Origin of the sequence: Pseudomonas sp. NFIX10 (assembly GCF_900111955.1) — a bacterium.
Taxonomy (GTDB): domain Bacteria; phylum Pseudomonadota; class Gammaproteobacteria; order Pseudomonadales; family Pseudomonadaceae; genus Aquipseudomonas; species Aquipseudomonas fluorescens_AA.
The window spans coordinates 142,615-159,367 of the sequence record NZ_FOKH01000011.1 but is presented as its reverse complement, the minus strand read 5'-3'; the positions used below and the strand labels follow the sequence as shown (position 1 = coordinate 159,367).

Annotated in this window: 19 protein-coding genes; 13 read left to right on the top strand and 6 right to left on the bottom strand. The window is 63.3% G+C overall.

Annotated features, from left to right (window positions below; translation table 11 throughout):
* Positions 1 to 75 precede the first annotated feature (75 nt).
* The 4 genes from BM321_RS12890 to BM321_RS12875 all read right to left on the bottom strand — a co-directional run bounded on the left by BM321_RS12890 (position 76) and on the right by BM321_RS12875 (position 3,687).
* Positions 76 to 2,136, bottom strand: a complete 2,061-nt coding sequence (locus BM321_RS12890) for a methyl-accepting chemotaxis protein (RefSeq protein WP_092442761.1) — start codon at positions 2,134 to 2,136, stop codon at positions 76 to 78.
* Between the two features lie 158 nt (positions 2,137 to 2,294).
* A complete protein-coding gene (locus BM321_RS12885) occupies positions 2,295 to 2,834 on the bottom strand; it encodes a chemotaxis protein CheW (protein WP_092442760.1) in 540 nt (179 codons plus the stop codon).
* Between the two features lie 10 nt (positions 2,835 to 2,844).
* On the bottom strand, positions 2,845 to 3,210 hold the full coding sequence (gene pilH, locus BM321_RS12880; protein ID WP_003206465.1) for a twitching motility response regulator PilH: 366 nt from the start codon (positions 3,208 to 3,210) through the stop codon (positions 2,845 to 2,847).
* A gap of 48 nt (positions 3,211 to 3,258) precedes the next feature.
* Positions 3,259 to 3,687, bottom strand: coding sequence for a response regulator (locus tag BM321_RS12875; RefSeq protein WP_092170757.1), 429 nt, complete (start codon positions 3,685 to 3,687; stop codon positions 3,259 to 3,261).
* Between the two features lie 224 nt (positions 3,688 to 3,911).
* On the opposite strand from BM321_RS12875, the gene gshB reads away from it, so the two are divergent.
* The 7 genes from gshB to BM321_RS12840 all read left to right on the top strand — a co-directional run bounded on the left by gshB (position 3,912) and on the right by BM321_RS12840 (position 9,959).
* On the top strand, positions 3,912 to 4,865 hold the full coding sequence (gshB, locus tag BM321_RS12870; RefSeq protein WP_092204946.1) for a glutathione synthase: 954 nt from the start codon (positions 3,912 to 3,914) through the stop codon (positions 4,863 to 4,865).
* Positions 4,866 to 4,941: 76 nt separating this feature from the next.
* On the top strand, positions 4,942 to 5,838 hold the full coding sequence (locus tag BM321_RS12865) for an energy transducer TonB (RefSeq protein WP_092329703.1): 897 nt from the start codon (positions 4,942 to 4,944) through the stop codon (positions 5,836 to 5,838).
* Positions 5,839 to 6,063: 225 nt separating this feature from the next.
* Positions 6,064 to 6,633 (top strand): YqgE/AlgH family protein, encoded by a 570-nt coding sequence (locus BM321_RS12860; RefSeq protein WP_092442759.1) that lies wholly within the window; start codon positions 6,064 to 6,066, stop codon positions 6,631 to 6,633.
* The gene (gene ruvX / locus BM321_RS12855; protein ID WP_003177497.1) at positions 6,633 to 7,070 is read left to right on the top strand and encodes a Holliday junction resolvase RuvX; all 438 of its coding nucleotides are present in this window, start codon (positions 6,633 to 6,635) and stop codon (positions 7,068 to 7,070) included. The genes BM321_RS12860 and ruvX overlap by 1 nt, the downstream gene beginning before the upstream one ends.
* 85 nt (positions 7,071 to 7,155) lie before the next feature.
* The gene (gene pyrR, locus BM321_RS12850) at positions 7,156 to 7,662 is read left to right on the top strand and encodes a bifunctional pyr operon transcriptional regulator/uracil phosphoribosyltransferase PyrR (RefSeq protein ID WP_060740208.1); all 507 of its coding nucleotides are present in this window, start codon (positions 7,156 to 7,158) and stop codon (positions 7,660 to 7,662) included.
* Between the two features lie 24 nt (positions 7,663 to 7,686).
* Positions 7,687 to 8,691, top strand: a complete 1,005-nt coding sequence (locus BM321_RS12845) for an aspartate carbamoyltransferase catalytic subunit (protein WP_092442758.1) — start codon at positions 7,687 to 7,689, stop codon at positions 8,689 to 8,691.
* A complete protein-coding gene (locus tag BM321_RS12840) occupies positions 8,688 to 9,959 on the top strand; it encodes a dihydroorotase (protein ID WP_092442757.1) in 1,272 nt (423 codons plus the stop codon). The genes BM321_RS12845 and BM321_RS12840 overlap by 4 nt, the downstream gene beginning before the upstream one ends.
* 120 nt (positions 9,960 to 10,079) lie before the next feature.
* Here BM321_RS12840 and BM321_RS12835 read toward each other — a convergent pair whose 3' ends face one another.
* Positions 10,080 to 10,508 carry an NINE protein gene (locus tag BM321_RS12835; RefSeq protein ID WP_092442756.1) on the bottom strand — a complete coding sequence of 143 codons (429 nt, stop codon included), beginning with the start codon at positions 10,506 to 10,508 and terminating at the stop codon, positions 10,080 to 10,082.
* Positions 10,509 to 10,757: 249 nt separating this feature from the next.
* Here BM321_RS12835 and BM321_RS12830 point away from each other — a divergent pair, with 249 nt between their 5' ends.
* Entirely contained in the window at positions 10,758 to 11,369 is a 612-nt protein-coding gene (locus tag BM321_RS12830; RefSeq protein ID WP_092329687.1) for a C40 family peptidase, read from the top strand.
* A 170-nt stretch (positions 11,370 to 11,539) separates the two neighbouring features.
* On the opposite strand, the gene BM321_RS12825 is transcribed toward BM321_RS12830, so the two are convergent.
* Positions 11,540 to 12,574, bottom strand: coding sequence for a type IV pilus twitching motility protein PilT (locus BM321_RS12825; RefSeq protein WP_092329684.1), 1,035 nt, complete (start codon positions 12,572 to 12,574; stop codon positions 11,540 to 11,542).
* 54 nt (positions 12,575 to 12,628) lie between these two features.
* On the opposite strand from BM321_RS12825, the gene BM321_RS12820 reads away from it, so the two are divergent.
* The 5 genes from BM321_RS12820 to metW all read left to right on the top strand — a co-directional run bounded on the left by BM321_RS12820 (position 12,629) and on the right by metW (position 16,753).
* Positions 12,629 to 13,315, top strand: coding sequence for a YggS family pyridoxal phosphate-dependent enzyme (locus tag BM321_RS12820; protein WP_092442755.1), 687 nt, complete (start codon positions 12,629 to 12,631; stop codon positions 13,313 to 13,315).
* A 35-nt stretch (positions 13,316 to 13,350) separates the two neighbouring features.
* Positions 13,351 to 14,169: a pyrroline-5-carboxylate reductase gene (gene proC, locus BM321_RS12815; protein ID WP_092442754.1), complete on the top strand. Its 819-nt coding sequence runs from the start codon at positions 13,351 to 13,353 to the stop codon at positions 14,167 to 14,169.
* Between the two features lie 10 nt (positions 14,170 to 14,179).
* Positions 14,180 to 14,770, top strand: a complete 591-nt coding sequence (locus BM321_RS12810; protein WP_092203087.1) for a YggT family protein — start codon at positions 14,180 to 14,182, stop codon at positions 14,768 to 14,770.
* Between the two features lie 215 nt (positions 14,771 to 14,985).
* Positions 14,986 to 16,125, top strand: coding sequence for a homoserine O-succinyltransferase MetX (locus tag BM321_RS12805; RefSeq protein WP_092442753.1), 1,140 nt, complete (start codon positions 14,986 to 14,988; stop codon positions 16,123 to 16,125).
* Positions 16,126 to 16,132: 7 nt separating this feature from the next.
* Positions 16,133 to 16,753, top strand: a complete 621-nt coding sequence (metW, locus tag BM321_RS12800; protein WP_060740200.1) for a methionine biosynthesis protein MetW — start codon at positions 16,133 to 16,135, stop codon at positions 16,751 to 16,753.

The following is a 16,753-nucleotide window of genomic DNA, read 5'->3' as shown; positions in this document are numbered from 1 at the left end:
GGGGCCGCTTCGCGCCCCAGCGGGGATAAATCCCCTCGCCACAGAAGGTCTCTGCGGCCAGGAAAGTGCGGCCAGTCACTCCTTGTCCTCATCCGCCACAGGTGCGGCCGGCAAGGTAAACCCCGACACCGAACGGCGCAGCTGGCTGGCCATTTTCGCCAGGTTGCCGATGCTTTCGGCGGTGGCGGTGGAGCCCGACGAAGTCTGCGTGGTGATCTGCTGGATCACGTTCATGGTCAAGGAAATCTGCCCCGCCGAGGTGGTCTGTTGCTGCGCCGCGTTGGAGATGCTCTGGATCAGCGCCGCCAGGGTCTTGGACACACCCTCGATCTCTTCCAGGGCGACGCCGGCATCCTGGGCCAGTCGCGCACCGCGCACCACTTCAGTGGTGGTCTGCTCCATGGAAATCACCGCTTCGTTGGTGTCGGCCTGGATCGCTCGCACCAGGGTTTCGATTTGCCGGGTCGCCGCCGAAGAACGCTCGGCCAGGCGTTGCACTTCATCAGCCACCACCGCGAACCCGCGCCCGGCATCGCCGGCCATGGACGCCTGGATAGCGGCGTTGAGGGCCAGGATGTTGGTCTGGTCGGCGATGTCGTCGATCAGGCTGACAATGTCGCCGATTTCCTGGGATGACTCACCCAGGCGCTTGATGCGCTTGGCGGTGTCCTGGATCTGCTCGCGAATGTTGTCCATGCCATGAATGGTGTTGTGCACCACCTCGTTACCCTTGTTGGCAATTTCCACCGAACGCTCGGCCACCGCCGACGATTCGGCGGCATTGGCCGACACCTGGTCGATGGACTGGGCCATTTCATTAATTGAAGTCGAAGCTTCGGAAATTTGCTGGGCCTGGTGCTCGGACGCCTGGGCCAGGTGCATCGCCGTGGCCTGGGTTTCCTGCACGGCCGCGGCGACCTGGCCGGCGGTGAGGTTGATGGTCGCCACCAAGTCGCGCAGCTGGTCCACCGAGTAGTTGATGGAATCGGCGATGGTGCCGGTGAAATCCTCGGTGACCGAGGCCGTGACGGTCAGGTCACCGTCGGCCAGGTCCTCGATTTCATCCAGCAGCCGCATGATCGCGTTCTGATTGCGCTCGTTCTTTTCCGCGGTTTCGTGCAACTGGCGGTTGGTCTCGCGGACCATCACCAGCCCGATCAGGATGATCGACATCAGCGCCAGCAGGCCCAGCACATAGCCGCCGATGGTATTGACGGAACGCCCGCCGGCCAGGTTTTCGAAGGCCGTGGCCAGGCGCGAAGCCTCGTCGAGCAAGGTCTGCGACAAGTTGAAGATATTGCCGGCCGATTCGCGGACCTTGAACAGCTCCGGCGAGGTTTCGAGGATTTCATCCACCGAGCCGGAGACGAACTCGAACAGCTCGCTGATTTCGCTCAGCCGCGCCCGGGCATCGCGGTCCTGGACCTGGGAGATTTTCAGGGCCGGGTCACCTTGCAACATGCCATTGAGCACCTGGCCAAAACGCGCCGCGTCGCGACCGAAGGTATCGGCGGCCTGGCTGGCGTTTTCGTCCCCCGCCAGCACGGTGTTCACCGCGCCGAGAATCCGCTCGGCCAGCAGGGACTGGCGCTGGGCCATGGCCACTTGGGTGGCTGGCGCGCCACGTTGCAGCAGGATCTCGACGACTTTTTCGTACTCGACCTGCAACTGCGGCACGGTTTCGGCCAGGGTGGCCGCCACCTGGTGCAGCGACAACACGGTCTGTTCGCTGGAGAGAATGGCATCGGTGTTCTTGAGCAGGCGCTCCCAATCCAGCTGCACGGCGCGCATCTGCGGGCGCAGGGTGGCGGGCGCAGGGGGCAGGCCGGTCACCGGATCGCCCTGTTTCAGGTAGCCCCAGCGCTGGGCGAAGTCATTGCGCGCATCGCTCAGCAGCTTGAACGCCGCAGGCTTGCCGGCGGCGGCCTCGGTGGCATTCTTGGCGATCCGCTGGGACAGCACCCGCAGCTCACCGGCATGGCCGATGTATTGTTTGTCGTAGGTGGACTGGGTGTTGAGGTAAGCGAAGTTGGCGAACAGCAGCACGATGAAGACGATCAGCGCGACGAACAGCACGATGATCTGCGAACGACTGCGCGACGCTTCCAGTGGCTTGCCTGTTTTTGCTTTGATCATCGGTTCTCGCCTGTGCTGCCCAATCCAACTCACTCACCGTGGTCCCCATGTGGGAGCGAGCTTGCTCGCGATAGCCTTGGATCAGTCAGCATTGCCCTGACTGACCTACCGCAATCGCGAGCAAGCTCGCTCCCACAAGGGGCCTGCGCTGCATCTCGTCAAATCGCCACATCCATGAACCCCGGCGACCGCGCCAGGGCAAATGGGCTGAACACTTGCCACTCGCGCTCGCCGCCGAACCGGCCCTTGACGAAGGCCGCTTCCGGGCCGTCGTGGTCGTCCACCGGCATCGGTTCCAGGCTGTCCTGGGCAAAGTGTTGCAGCCCGAGGACCTCGTCCACCAGCAATCCGGCGAACACCTCGTCGTGGTCCACCACCAGCACCCGCCGCTGCTTGCGCACGGTGGACAGCTCATGGCCGAAGAACCCGCACAAGTCCATCAACGGCAACAAGCGCCCCCGCAGGTTAGCCACGCCACGCACCCACGGCTTGACCCCGGGCAAATGCGTGTGACGTGGCTCGTGCAGCACTTCGCTGACTTCGCCCATCGGCGCCACGTACCAGTGCTCGCCCAGGCGAAAGCCGATGCCGCTCCAGCCGGCACGGTGGGTCGGCTGGGAGGGCAGGTCCGCCCCCAGCAGCCGGCAACGCCGGTCGATCTGCAACAGCAGTTCGAAGGCCGTCAGGGATTGGCTCATGGCCGCGCCGTCAACCCGCCAGTACTTTGTTCAGGGTCGCGATCAGGGTTTCTTCGTCCACCGGCTTGGTCAGGTAGTCCTTCGCCCCCTGGCGCGTACCCCAGACCTTGTCGGTGTCCTGATCCTTGGTGGTGATGATGATCACTGGGATATGGCCGGTGTCCGGGTCCTTGGTCAACTGGCGCGTGGCCTGGAAACCATTGAGGCCGGGCATGACGATGTCCATCAGCACCGCATCGGGTTTTTCCTGGCGGGCCAGCGCCACGCCATCGGCGCCATTCTCGGCCTTCAGGACCTGATGGCCGTGCTTTTCCAGCATGCCGGTCAGTTTGTACATTTCAGTCGGCGAATCATCGACGATCAGAACTCGTGCCATGGTATTCCCCATTTTCTTGTTGACCCCAGGCCCGTTGGCCGAGTGTCATTAATGTGCCTGGTGCGGCTGGACAGCGGCAAAGCCCGGGACGTGGGCCTGTATCGCCCCCAGCAGTTCTTCCTTGCTGAACGGCTTGGTCAAAAACTGATCGGAACCGACGATGCGCCCCTTGGCCTTGTCGAACAACCCATCCCGGGACGACAGCATGATCACCGGCGTGGCCTTGAACGCGCTGTTGTTCTTGATCAGGGCACAGGTCTGGTAGCCATCGAGGCGCGGCATCATGATGTCGACGAAGATGATGCCCGGATGATGGTCGGCGATCTTGGCCAGGGCATCGAAGCCGTCGATCGCCGTGATCACCTCGCAGCCCACGTTGCGCAGCAAGGTTTCGGCGGTGCGGCGGATGGTCTTCGAGTCGTCGATGACCATGACCTTCAAGGCACTGGGTTGCTGCTGCGTGAGATGCTCTGCCATTGCCACTGCGAACCGGTTTTTAACGCGTAAGTGTGATCGACAGCGCAAACCCTTGATGTTCAAGGCCCGCACGTCACATGGCAGCCTTTTTAGCACAGTCTCCATCGCCGATCTATCGGCCGCTCGGCGCGGTGGTTTTTCCTTGACCGCCAATCTTCCGGGCGCCACTCTGACGCCACTTTTTCACGCCATTATGTGCCCATCACATTTCGAGGAACCAAGCCATGAGCGTACGCGTCGGCATTGTCATGGACCCTATCGCCAGCATTTCCTATAAAAAGGATAGCTCGCTGGCCATGCTGCTGGCCGCTCAGAAGCGCGGCTGGGAGCTGTTCTACATGGAGCAGCGCGACCTCTACCAGGCCGAAGGCCAGGCACGGGCGCGGATGAAGCCGCTGAACGTCTTCGCCAACCCCGAGAAGTGGTTCGAGCTGGGCGACGAGCGCGATGCACTGCTCAGCGACCTGGACGTGATCCTGATGCGCAAGGATCCGCCGTTCGACATGGAGTTCGTGTACTCCACCTACCTGCTGGAACAAGCGGAAAACGCCGGCGTGCTGGTGGTCAACAAGCCCCAGAGCCTGCGCGACTGCAACGAAAAGCTGTTTGCCACGCTGTTCCCGCAGTGCACGCCGCCGACCATCGTCAGCCGTCGCCCGGACGTGTTGCGCGAATTTGCCGACCATCACGGCGACGTGATCCTCAAGCCCCTGGACGGCATGGGCGGTTCCTCGATCTTCCGGCACACCGCCGGCCACCCGAACCTGTCGGTGATCCTGGAAACCCTGACGCTGCACGGCAAACAGCAGATCATGATCCAGGGCTACCTGCCGGCCATCGTCGATGGCGACAAACGCATCCTGATGATCGACGGCGAGCCGGTGGATTATTGCCTGGCGCGTATCCCGGCGGCCGGTGAAACCCGGGGCAACCTGGCAGCCGGCGGCCGTGGCGAGGCACGACCGTTGACCGAGAAGGACCGCTGGATCGCTGCCCAGGTCGGCCCGACCCTGCGGGAAAAAGGCCTGTTGTTCGTGGGCCTGGACGTGATCGGCGAGCACCTGACGGAAATCAACGTCACCAGCCCGACCTGCATCCGCGAGATCGATAACGCCTTTGGCACCGACATCGGCGGCCTGTTGATGGATGCCATCGATCAGAAGCTCAAGGCTCGTTGATCCAGATCTGCTGAAGGAAACCCACATTGCGTTATCATGCCCGGCCTGAAAAAAACGCGATGTTGGTTTCCTTGTCATGACACTCCCGTCCGATCTGCCCCAAGAGCTCGCCCATCGTGGCGTGCGCCCGGCTGATCGCCTCGGTTTTACCCTGTTCCTGGCGGCGCTGATCCACCTGGCCTTGCTGCTGGGCGTCGGGTTTGCCACGGTCGAGCCGAAACAGATCAGCCAGACCCTGGAAATCACCCTGGCCACCTTCAAGAGCGAGACCAAGCCCAAGAAGGCCGACTTCCTCGCCCAGGAAAACCAGCAAGGCAGCGGCACCCTGGAAAAGAAGGCGATCCCCAAGACCACCGAGATCGCGCCCTTCCAGGACAACACGGTGCAGAAAGTCACCCCGCCGCCAGCGGCCAAGCCCGAAGTGCAGGAAGCGGCGCCCAAGGCGGCCGTGACCACCGTGGCGCCGAAGCCGAAGAAAGCCCCGGCCAAGGAAGAGGTCAAGCCTGATCCCAAGCCCCAGGCCCCCGCGCCCACCTTCGACAGCTCCCAGCTGTCCAGCGACATCGCCAGCCTGGAAGCCGAACTGGCCCAGGAGCAACAGCTCTACGCCAAGCGCCCGCGCATCCACCGCCTGAGCGCCGCTTCGACCATGCGCGACAAGGGTGCCTGGTACAAGGACGAGTGGCGCAAGAAGGTCGAGCGCATCGGCAACCTCAACTACCCTGACGAAGCGCGGCGCAAACAGATCTACGGCAACCTGCGGCTGATGGTCTCGATCAATCGTGACGGCTCGCTGTATGAAGTGCTGGTGCTCGAATCCTCCGGCCAGCCGCTGCTGGACCAGGCCGCCCAGCGGATCGTGCGCCTGGCTGCGCCGTTCGCGCCGTTTACCGGGGATTTGTCGGACATCGACCGGCTGGAAATCATCCGCACCTGGAAATTCGCCCGCGGCGACCGGCTGTCCAGCAATTGATCACTGGTTTGTGCCGGACATAACCTCGGCGCCCGCCGCAGATCCCTTGTGGGAGCGGGCTTGCCCGCGAAGACGGCGGTCCTGCCGCAAGAGATCTGTCGGTTGCACGGGCCCCTTCGCGAGCAAGCCCGCTCCCACATTTGATCGGTGTCGCCAGCCAGATCGGGGCATTTCCTGCACATCCCCAGCTTGTCAGTTCGCCCCTGCGCCGCCACACTAGCGCCTATGAAAAACGTCAGCCCCACCTACCTCAAGCATCACTTCCTGATTGCCATGCCGCACATGGCCGATCCGAATTTTGCCCATACCTTGACCTACATCGTCGAGCACACGGCCAATGGGGCCATGGGGCTGGTGATCAATCGCCCGCAAGAGCTGAGCCTGGCGGACATTCTTGAGCAACTGCGACCCGAGGTCGAACCGCCACTCTTGTGCCAGCACGTGCCGATTTTCGTCGGCGGCCCGGTGCAGACCGACCGCGGCTTCGTGCTCCATCCGTCGGGCCCCAAATACCAGGCCACGGTGGACCTGGACGGCTTGTCGCTGTCCACCTCCCAGGACGTACTGTTCGCCATCGCCGACGGCGTCGGCCCGCAGAAAAGCCTGATCGCCCTCGGCTATGCCGGTTGGGAACCCGGGCAACTGGAAGCCGAGCTGGCCGACAACGCCTGGCTGACCTGCCCGTTCGACGCCGACATCCTGTTCAATACCAGCAGCGAACTGCGCCTGGAAGCGGCGGCCAGCCGGTTGGGGGTCAACCTCAGCCTGCTCACCAGCCAGGCAGGACACGCCTGATGGCCCTGCGCTTGCTGCTGGGCTTCGATTACGGCACCAAACAGATCGGCGTAGCGGTCGGCCAGGTCATTACCGGCCAGGCCCGCGAGTTGTGCACCTTGAAGGCGCAGAACGGTGTTCCGGACTGGAACCAGGTCGAAGCGCTGATCAAGGAGTGGAAACCCGATGCCGTGGTGGTCGGCCTGCCGCTGAACATGGACGGCACGCCCAGCGACATGTGCCTGCGCGCCGAAAAGTTCGCCCGCCGGCTCAATGGCCGCTACAACCTGCCCTTCTATACCCATGACGAGCGCCTGACCACCTTCGAGGCCAAGGGCGAGCGCCTGGTGCGCGGCGGGCAGAAAGGCAGTTACCGCGACAATCCGGTGGACGCCATCGCCGCCGCCCTGCTGCTGCAAGGCTGGCTCGATGCCAACGCCGCCCTGTTCGAAACCTGATTTTTTACAAAGCGCCGCCAAGGCGCTTTCTTTTAGCGATAAGCCGCGCCACTCACCACCGGCCCGGGAACCTGAAGGAGCCAGCATGAGCCTGCCCAATCCTGCCGAACTGATCAGCCAGATGGCGATTCGTCTCACGGCACACCTGGAACACCGCGGCATCAGCGAACCGCGCTACATCGGCATTCGCACCGGTGGCGTCTGGGTCGCCCAGGCCTTGCTCGAAGCACTGGGCAGCCAATCGCCGCTGGGCACCCTGGATGTGTCCTTCTACCGCGACGACTTCAGCCAGAACGGCCTGCACCCGCAAGTACGCCCCTCGGCGCTGCCGTTCGAGATCGAAGGCCAGCACCTGGTGCTGATCGACGACGTACTGATGAGCGGCCGGACCATCCGCGCCGCCATGAACGAACTGTTCGACTACGGTCGCCCGGCCAGCGTGACGCTGGTGTGCCTGCTGGACCTGGACGCCGCCGAGCTGCCGATCCGGCCGAACGTGGTCGGCGCGACGCTGACGCTGGCCGCCCATGAGCGGGTCAAGCTCTCCGGGCCGTCGCCGCTGCAACTCGAACTGCAAGACCTTGCCCTTTAACTGCCCTTGTAAGAGTCCATCGCGATGACGCCTCTCGAAACCAAGCGCCCGCTGCAGCTCAACGATCAGGGCCAGCTGCGGCACTTCCTGTCCCTCGACGGCCTGCGCCGCGAGCTGTTGACGGAAATCCTCGACACCGCCGACTCGTTCCTCGAAGTCGGTGCCCGGGCGGTGAAGAAAGTCCCGTTGCTGCGCGGCAAGACCGTGTGCAACGTGTTCTTCGAAAACTCCACCCGCACCCGCACCACCTTCGAACTGGCGGCCCAGCGCCTGTCGGCGGACGTGATCACCTTGAACGTGTCCACGTCCTCGGCGAGCAAGGGCGAAACCCTGCTCGACACCTTGCGCAACCTCGAAGCCATGGCCGCCGACATGTTCGTCGTGCGCCACGGCGACTCCGGCGCCGCGCACTTCATCGCCGAACACGTGTGTCCGCAAGTGGCGATCATCAATGGCGGCGACGGCCGTCACGCCCACCCGACCCAGGGCATGCTCGACATGCTGACCATCCGTCGGCACAAGGGCAGCTTCGAGAACCTGTCGGTGGCCATCGTCGGCGACATCCTGCACTCGCGGGTCGCCCGCTCGAACATGCTGGCCCTCAAGACCCTCGGTTGCCCGGACATCCGCGTGATCGCGCCGAAAACCCTGCTGCCCATCGGCGTCGAGCAATACGGCGTGAAGGTCTACACCGACATGACCGAAGGCCTCAAGGACGTGGACGTGGTGATCATGCTGCGCCTGCAACGCGAGCGCATGACCGGCGGCCTGCTGCCCAGCGAAGGCGAGTTCTACCGCCTGTTCGGCCTGACCACCGTCCGCCTGGCCGGAGCCAAGCCGGATGCCATCGTCATGCACCCGGGGCCGATCAACCGCGGCGTGGAGATCGAGTCGGCGGTGGCCGACGGCCCGCACTCGGTGATTCTCAACCAGGTGACCTACGGCATCGCCATCCGCATGGCCGTGCTGTCCATGGCCATGAGCGGGCAAACGGCCCAGCGCCAATTCGACCAGGAGAACGCCCAGTGAAGCTCAGCATTCTCGGCGCACGCGTGATCGATCCGGCCAGCGGCCTGGATCAAGTGACTGACATTCATATCGATGCCTGCAAGATCGTCGCCCTTGGCGCGGCGCCGACGGGCTTTGTCGCGGTCGACATCCTCGACGCCCAGGGCCTGGTGGCCGCGCCCGGCCTGGTGGACCTGAACGTCGCCCTGCGCGAACCGGGCTACAGCCGCAAAGGCAGCATCGTCAGCGAAACCCGGGCCGCCGCGGCCGGTGGCGTGACCAGCCTGTGCTGCCCGCCGCAGACCAAACCGGTGCTGGACACCTCGGCCGTGGCCGAACTGATCCTCGACCGCGCCCGCGAAGCCGGCAACACCAAGGTCTTCCCGATCGGCGCACTGAGCAAAGGCCTCGACGGCGAGCAACTGGCCGAACTCATCGCCCTGCGGGACGCCGGTTGCGTGGCGTTCGGCAACGGCCTGAACAGCTTCCGCAACACCCGTACCCTGTGCCGCGCCCTGGAATACGCGGCGACCTTCGGCCTGACGGTGATTTTCAACTCCCAGGATCACGACCTGGCCGAAGGTGGCCTGGCCCACGAAGGCCCGACCGCCAGCTTCCTCGGCCTGCCGGGCATCCCGGAAACCGCCGAGACCGTGGCCCTGGCCCGGGACCTGCTGTTGGTGGAACAAAGCGGCGTGCGCGCCCATTTCAGCCAGCTGACCAGCGCCCGCGGCGCGGCGTTGATCGCCCAGGCCCAGGCCCGCGGCTTGCCGGTGACCGCCGATGTAGCGCTGTACCAGCTAATCCTGACCGACGAGGCGCTGATCGACTTCAACAGCGTCTACCACGTCCAGCCGCCGCTGCGCACCCGCGCCGACCGCGATGGCCTGCGCGAGGCGGTGAAGTCCGGGGTGATCTCGGCCATCTCCAGCCACCACCAACCCCATGAGCGCGATGCCAAGCTGGCCCCGTTCGGCGCCACCGAGCCGGGTATCAGCAGCGTCGAACTGCTGCTGCCGCTGGCCCTGACGCTGGTGGAGGACGGCTTGCTGGACCTGCCGACCTTGCTGGCCCGCCTGAGCGCCGGCCCGGCCCAGGCGCTGCAATTGCCGGCGGGGAAACTGGCGGTGGGCGCCGCGGCGGACCTGGTGCTGTTCGACCCAGCCGCGTCCACCGTGGCCGGCGAAGCCTGGCGCTCCAAGGGCGACAACTGCCCGTTCCTCGGCCACAGCCTGCCGGGGGTGGTGCGCTATACCCTGATGGATGGGCGGATCACTCACCAGGCCTGACACGGCGCCGTTCCTATCGCGAGCAAGCTCGCTCCCACAAGGGATCTTCGGTGAACACATGATGTGTGAACACCTCGATCCATGTGGGAGCGAGCTTGCTCGCGATCAGGCGACTCGGTCTTACTGAAAAGCCCCCCGCTTCTGCGCATTACGAATCGACACCTGATCGTTCAATGTCCAGAAGTCATACAGCACCCCGAGGAAAAACACCCCGCCGGTCAGCAGGTAAATAATCCCGCTGATCCACTTGCCCTGATACATCCGGTGTACGCCCAGCACCCCGAGAAACGTCAGCAGAATCCACGCCACGCTGTACTCGATTGGCCCAGGGGTGAAACGCAGGTCCGCCTCGCGATCCATGGCGGGGATCAAGAACAGGTCGATCAGCCAACCGATGCCCAGCAGGCCGAAGGTGAAGAACCAGATCGTGCCCGTGACCGGCTTGCCGTAATAGAAACGGTGGGCGCCGGTAAAACCGAAAATCCACAGCAGATACCCGATGACTTTGCTGTGGGTATCGTGGATGGCGTCCTGCTGATAGCTGTTCATGAATGGCCTCTTTTGCCTCGATAGAAAAATTTGTTCGGACTTTTTGTGACTTTTTTATGTCTCGCCGACAAGCGGTCCTGAGCGACTTGAACCAAGCAAACCCCCGTGGTGTCGGGGTTCTGTCGAAAAATCGGGTCAATTTGTCGCATTTATGCGGGGTTCGTAGCGACTTCCGAATCGACAAACGGCCTCAGGAACGAGAAAAAAGCTGTTATAAAGTTGCGCGCTAACCTTTAAGAGCCTTGCCTAATGCGTCCATTTTTCAAGACATGGCTAACCATTTGCCTATTATTGCCACTGGCCGCCCACGCCACCAATCGTGAGCAACGTCTTCCCAACGTCAACGGCTACACCCCGAAATCCCATGTTTCTGCTCCTTCGAGCAAGAACAAGCCAAGCGTCCAGCGCGTGAGCACGGCCCACAGCAAGCTGGTGCCGCCCATGGCGACCAAAGCGAGCAGCAACGTGCTGAGCCGCGCCGTGAATGTACTCGGCACACCTTATCGTTGGGGCGGCAGCAGCCCAAGTAAAGGCTTCGATTGCAGCGGATTGGTGAAATACGCTTTCAACGACGCCACGTTCGACCTGCCACGCACGTCCAATGCCATGGCCGCCGGTCATGGCGAGAAAGTCGAGCGCAAGGATCTCAAGCCCGGCGACCTGATCTTCTTCAAGCTCAAGAGCCGTCGGGTCAACCACGTGGCCATCTACCTGGGCAACGACCGCTTCATCCACGCCCCACGCCGCGGCAAGTCGGTGACCATCGACACCTTGAACAAGCCGTACTGGGACACCCACTACGTAGTGGCCAAGCGGGTACTGCCGAAAGAACCTGGTGCGCTGCGCGTGGTTCAGCGCTGATCAGGAGAGCCTGCTAGCCCCCTTGTGGCGAGGGGATTTATCCCCGCTGGGCTGCGAAGCAGCCCCAAATGGCCAGCCTGAAATAAAGGTGAAAGCCTTATATTGTTGGGGGGCGCTTCGCGCCCCAGCGGGGATAAATCCCCTCGCCACAGATCACACCGCTTGCCCCTCTAGAAGTTATCCGGCGTCCGCGCCTTCTCCCGCGCATGTTCGCGGCTGATCAGGCCCTTGTTCACCAAGTCCTTCAAACACATATCCAGCGTCTGCATCCCCAGCGAACCGCCGGTCTGGATCGATGAGTACATCTGCGCGATTTTGTCTTCGCGGATCAGGTTCCGGATGGCCGAGGTCCCCAGCATGATTTCATGCGCCGCGATCCGGCCGCCGCCGATCTTCTTGATCAACGTCTGGGAAATCACCGCCTGCAACGACTCCGACAACATCGAGCGAACCATGGATTTCTCGTCACCGGGAAACACGTCCACCACCCGGTCGATGGTCTTGGCCGCCGAGGTGGTGTGCAAGGTGCCGAACACCAGGTGCCCGGTTTCGGCGGCGGTCAGCGCCAGGCGGATGGTTTCCAGGTCGCGCATCTCGCCCACCAGGATCACGTCCGGATCCTCCCGCAGGGCTGAACGCAGGGCCGTGGAGAAACTTTGGGTGTCGCGGTGCACCTCACGCTGGTTGATCAGGCATTTGCGCGGTTCGTGAACGAATTCGATAGGGTCTTCGATGGTGAGGATGTGATGGTGCTTATGGCTGTTGAGGTAGTCGATCATCGCCGCCAGGGTGGTGGACTTGCCCGAACCGGTCGGCCCGGTCACCAGCACCAGCCCCCGCGGCGATTCGGTCACCTTGCGAAACACCTCGCCCATCCCCAGGTCTTCCATGGTCAGCACTTTCGACGGAATGGTGCGGAACACCGCCCCCGCGCCGCGATTCTGATTGAAGGCGTTGACCCGGAATCGCGCGACGCCCGGCACGTCGAAGGAAAAGTCAGTCTCCAGAAACTTTTCGTAATCCACCCGTTGCCGGTCGTTCATGATGTCGTAGATCAGTTCATGGACCTGCTTGTGGTCCAGCGCCGGCAGGTTGATCCGCCGCACATCGCCATCCACGCGGATCATCGGCGGCAGCCCGGCGGACAGGTGCAGGTCCGACGCCCCCTGTTTGGCGCTGAACGCCAGCAGTTCAGTGATATCCATAGCGCTCCTCAATTCCAGTAGAATGCCGCGAACCTCACCGCTGGCGCTTCCTTTATGTCCACGATAGCAGACAACATTGCTCAGGTTAGTTCGCGTATCCGTACGGCGGAGCAGACCGCCCAACGTGCCGAAGGCAGTGTCCAACTGCTGGCCGTGAGCAAGACCAAGCCTGCCCAGGCCCTGCGTGAGGCCTATGCCGCCGGCCTGCGGGACTTTGGCGAGAATTACCTGCAAGAGGCCCTGGGCAAACAGGCCGAATTGTCCGACCTGCCCTTGATCTGGCACTTCATCGGCCCCATTCAATCGAACAAGACGCGCGCTATCGCCGAACACTTCGATTGGGTGCATTCCGTGGATCGTTTGAAAATTGCACAGCGCCTGTCCGAGCAGCGCCCGGCCGAGTTGCCACCGCTGAACATTTGTATCCAGGTCAACGTCAGCGGTGAAGCCAGCAAATCCGGCTGCACCCCGGCGGACCTGCCCGCCCTGGCCAGCGCCATCAGCGCTTTGCCGCGCCTGAAGCTGCGCGGGCTGATGGCGATTCCCGAACCCACCGAGGAACGTGCCGCCCAGGATGCAGCCTTCGCCGCCGTTCAACGCCTGCAAGCCAGCCTGGCACTGCCGCTGGACACACTTTCCATGGGCATGAGCCACGACCTCGAGTCGGCCATTGCCCAAGGCGCCACCTGGGTGCGCATCGGTACTGCCCTGTTTGGTGCCCGCGACTACGGTCAATCCTGAACCATGACCGACTCATCTCTTTATAAGGACCTGTCATGAGCAACACGCGTATTGCCTTCATCGGCGCCGGCAACATGGCCGCCAGCCTGATCGGCGGCCTGCGGGCCAAGGGCCTGGACGCTTCGCTGATCCGCGCCAGCGATCCGGGTGAAGAGACCCGCACCCGAGTGAGTGCCGAGCACGGCATCGAAACCTTCGCCGACAATGCCCAGGCCATCGACGGTGTCGACGTCATCGTGCTGGCGGTCAAGCCGCAAGCGATGAAAACCGTCTGTGAAGCCCTTCGCCCCAGCCTCAAGCCCCATCAACTGGTGGTGTCGATTGCCGCCGGCATCACCTGCGCCAGCATGAACAACTGGCTCGGCGAGCAGCCGATCGTACGCTGCATGCCCAACACGCCGGCGCTGTTGCGCCAGGGCGTCAGCGGCCTGTTCGCCACGCCACGCGTGACCGCCGAGCAACGCCAGCAGGCCGAAACGCTGCTGTCGGCCGTCGGCCTGGCCCTGTGGCTGGACACCGAACAGCAACTGGATGCGGTCACCGCCGTCTCCGGCTCGGGCCCGGCGTACTTCTTCCTGCTGATCGAAGCCATGACCGCCGCAGGCGAAAAGCTTGGCCTGACCCGGGAAACCGCTGCCCAGTTGACCTTGCAGACCGCACTCGGTGCCGCGCACATGGCGGTGTCGAGCGACGTCGATGCGGCCGAGCTGCGTCGTCGCGTGACCTCGCCGGCCGGCACCACCGAAGCGGCCATCAAATCGTTCCAGGCCGGGGGCTTCGAAGCCCTGGTGGAAAAAGCACTCGGCGCCGCCGCGCACCGCTCGGCCGAAATGGCCGAACAACTGGGCCAATAAGGAGCCATTCATGATTGGATTGAACACCGCAGCGGTCTACGTGCTGCAAACCCTTGGCAGCCTGTACTTGCTGATCGTGCTGCTGCGTTTCGTGCTGCAACTGGTGCGCGCCAACTTCTACAACCCGCTGTGCCAGTTCATCGTCAAGGCCACCCAGCCGCTGCTCAAGCCGCTGCGCCGGATCATCCCGAGCCTGTTCGGCCTGGACATGTCGTCGCTGGTCCTGGCGATCCTCGTGCAAATGGCGCTGATGGCCCTGACCCTGCTGCTGACCTACGGCACCACCGGCAACCCGCTGCAATTGCTGATCTGGTCGATCATTGGCGTGACCGCGCTGTTCCTGAAGATTTTCTTCTTCGCCATGATCATCAGCGTGATCCTGTCGTGGGTCGCGCCGGGCAGCCATAACCCGGGGGCCGAACTGGTGAACCAGATCTGCGAGCCGGCCCTGGCGCCGTTCCGCCGCATCGTGCCGAACCTGGGTGGCCTGGATATCTCGCCAATCCTGGCGTTCATGGTGCTCAAGCTGATCGACATGCTGGTGATCAACAACCTGGCGGCGATGACCCTGATGCCGGAAATCCTGCGGCTGCTGATCTGACCCAATACCGGCCTGATCAGTCAGCACCTCTCTGTGGGAGCAAAACTTGCTCGCGAAACAGGCACCTCGGTCCCCAAAAGACCGCATCGTTCCTATCGCGGGCAAGCCTTGCTCCCACAGGGTCTACGTTCACCGGACAATCAGCGCCGCCCGTTGCTTGCCGCCTGCCACAGCGGTCTTTAGACTTACGCCTCATTTCAACGCGAGCAGGGTCGATGCCAACTGCCTTTCCCCCCGATTCCGTTGGTCTGGTGACGCCGCAAACGGCGCATTTCAGCGAGCCCCTGGCCCTGGCCTGCGGCCGTTCGTTGCCAGCCTATGACCTGATCTACGAAACCTACGGCACCCTCAATGCCACGGCGAGCAACGCCGTGCTGATTTGCCACGCCTTGTCGGGCCATCACCATGCCGCCGGCTACCACAGCATCGACGACCGCAAGCCCGGCTGGTGGGACAGTTGCATCGGCCCGGGCAAGCCCATCGACACCAGCAAGTTCTTCGTGGTCAGCCTGAACAACCTGGGCGGCTGCAACGGTTCCACCGGCCCCAGCAGCCTCAACCCGGACACCGGCAAGCCCTTCGGCGCCGATTTCCCGGTGCTGACCGTGGAAGACTGGGTCCACAGCCAGGCCCGCCTGGCCGACCGCCTCGGCATCGGCCAGTGGGCCGCGGTGATCGGCGGCAGCCTGGGGGGCATGCAGGCCCTGCAATGGACCATCACCTACCCGGACCGCGTGCGCCACTGCCTGGCAATCGCCTCGGCCCCCAAGCTGTCGGCGCAAAACATCGCCTTCAACGAAGTGGCGCGCCAGGCGATCCTCACCGACCCCGAATTCCACGGCGGTTCGTTCCAGGAACACGGCGTGATCCCCAAGCGCGGGCTGATGCTGGCGCGGATGGTCGGGCACATCACCTACCTGTCCGACGACTCCATGGGCGAGAAATTCGGCCGCGGCCTCAAGAGCGAAAAGCTCAACTACGACTTCCACAGCGTCGAGTTCCAGGTCGAAAGCTACCTGCGTTACCAGGGCGAGGAGTTTTCCGGGCGTTTCGATGCCAACACCTACCTGTTGATGACCAAGGCCCTGGACTACTTCGACCCGGCGGCGAACTTCGACGATGACCTGGCGAAAACCTTCGCCAAGGCCACCGCCAAGTTCTGCGTGATGTCGTTCACCACCGACTGGCGCTTCTCCCCGGCGCGCTCGCGGGAGCTGGTGGACGCGCTGATGGCCGCGCGCAAGGACGTCTGCTACCTGGAAATCGATGCGCCCCAGGGCCACGACGCCTTTTTGATCCCGATCCCGCGCTACCTGCAGGCGTTCGGCAACTATATGAACCGTATAACGCTGTGAGGACGCCATGAGAGCCGATCTGGACATCATCCAGGAATGGATTCCCGCCGGCAGCCGCGTGCTCGACCTGGGCTGCGGCAACGGCGAACTGCTGACCTGGCTGCGGGACAACAAGCAGGTCACCGGCTACGGCCTGGAAAACGACCCGGACAACATTGCCGAGTGTGTCGCCAAGGGCATCAACGTCATCGAGCAGGACCTGGACAAGGGCCTGGGCAACTTCGCCAGCAACAGCTTCGACATCGTGGTCATGACCCAAGCCCTGCAAGCGGTGCACTACCCGGACAAGATCCTCGACGAAATGCTGCGGGTCGGGCGCCAGTGCATCATCACCTTCCCCAACTTCGGTCACTGGCGCTGCCGCTGGTACCTGGCGAGCAAGGGGCGCATGCCGGTGTCGGATTTCCTGCCCTACACCTGGTACAACACGCCGAACATCCACTTCTGTACCTTCAAGGATTTCGAGGCGCTGTGCCGCGAACGTGAAGCCAAGGTCATCGATCGCCTGGCCGTGGACCAGCAGCACCGCCACGGGTGGGCCAGCAAGCTATGGCCTAATCTGTTAGGTGAAATAGGCATCTATCGGGTCAGCAGCCCAGGCCTTGCCGATTACCAGGTCGCGGTGTAA

Coding starts and splice junctions, on each gene's coding strand:
- BM321_RS12810 (WP_092203087.1), top strand. CDS start 14,180: ATGATTGGATTGAACACCGCAGCGGTCTACGTGCTGCAAACCCTTGGC.
- BM321_RS12845 (WP_092442758.1), top strand. CDS start 7,687: ATGACGCCTCTCGAAACCAAGCGCCCGCTGCAGCTCAACGATCAGGGC.
- BM321_RS12885 (WP_092442760.1), bottom strand. CDS start 2,834: ATGAGCCAATCCCTGACGGCCTTCGAACTGCTGTTGCAGATCGACCGG.
- BM321_RS12820 (WP_092442755.1), top strand. CDS start 12,629: ATGTCCACGATAGCAGACAACATTGCTCAGGTTAGTTCGCGTATCCGT.
- BM321_RS12825 (WP_092329684.1), bottom strand. CDS start 12,574: ATGGATATCACTGAACTGCTGGCGTTCAGCGCCAAACAGGGGGCGTCG.
- ruvX (WP_003177497.1), top strand. CDS start 6,633: ATGGCCCTGCGCTTGCTGCTGGGCTTCGATTACGGCACCAAACAGATC.
- BM321_RS12875 (WP_092170757.1), bottom strand. CDS start 3,687: ATGGCAGAGCATCTCACGCAGCAGCAACCCAGTGCCTTGAAGGTCATG.
- BM321_RS12865 (WP_092329703.1), top strand. CDS start 4,942: ATGACACTCCCGTCCGATCTGCCCCAAGAGCTCGCCCATCGTGGCGTG.
- proC (WP_092442754.1), top strand. CDS start 13,351: ATGAGCAACACGCGTATTGCCTTCATCGGCGCCGGCAACATGGCCGCC.
- BM321_RS12805 (WP_092442753.1), top strand. CDS start 14,986: ATGCCAACTGCCTTTCCCCCCGATTCCGTTGGTCTGGTGACGCCGCAA.
- BM321_RS12890 (WP_092442761.1), bottom strand. CDS start 2,136: ATGATCAAAGCAAAAACAGGCAAGCCACTGGAAGCGTCGCGCAGTCGT.
- BM321_RS12835 (WP_092442756.1), bottom strand. CDS start 10,508: ATGAACAGCTATCAGCAGGACGCCATCCACGATACCCACAGCAAAGTC.
- BM321_RS12860 (WP_092442759.1), top strand. CDS start 6,064: ATGAAAAACGTCAGCCCCACCTACCTCAAGCATCACTTCCTGATTGCC.
- pyrR (WP_060740208.1), top strand. CDS start 7,156: ATGAGCCTGCCCAATCCTGCCGAACTGATCAGCCAGATGGCGATTCGT.
- metW (WP_060740200.1), top strand. CDS start 16,133: ATGAGAGCCGATCTGGACATCATCCAGGAATGGATTCCCGCCGGCAGC.
- BM321_RS12830 (WP_092329687.1), top strand. CDS start 10,758: ATGCGTCCATTTTTCAAGACATGGCTAACCATTTGCCTATTATTGCCA.
- gshB (WP_092204946.1), top strand. CDS start 3,912: ATGAGCGTACGCGTCGGCATTGTCATGGACCCTATCGCCAGCATTTCC.
- pilH (WP_003206465.1), bottom strand. CDS start 3,210: ATGGCACGAGTTCTGATCGTCGATGATTCGCCGACTGAAATGTACAAA.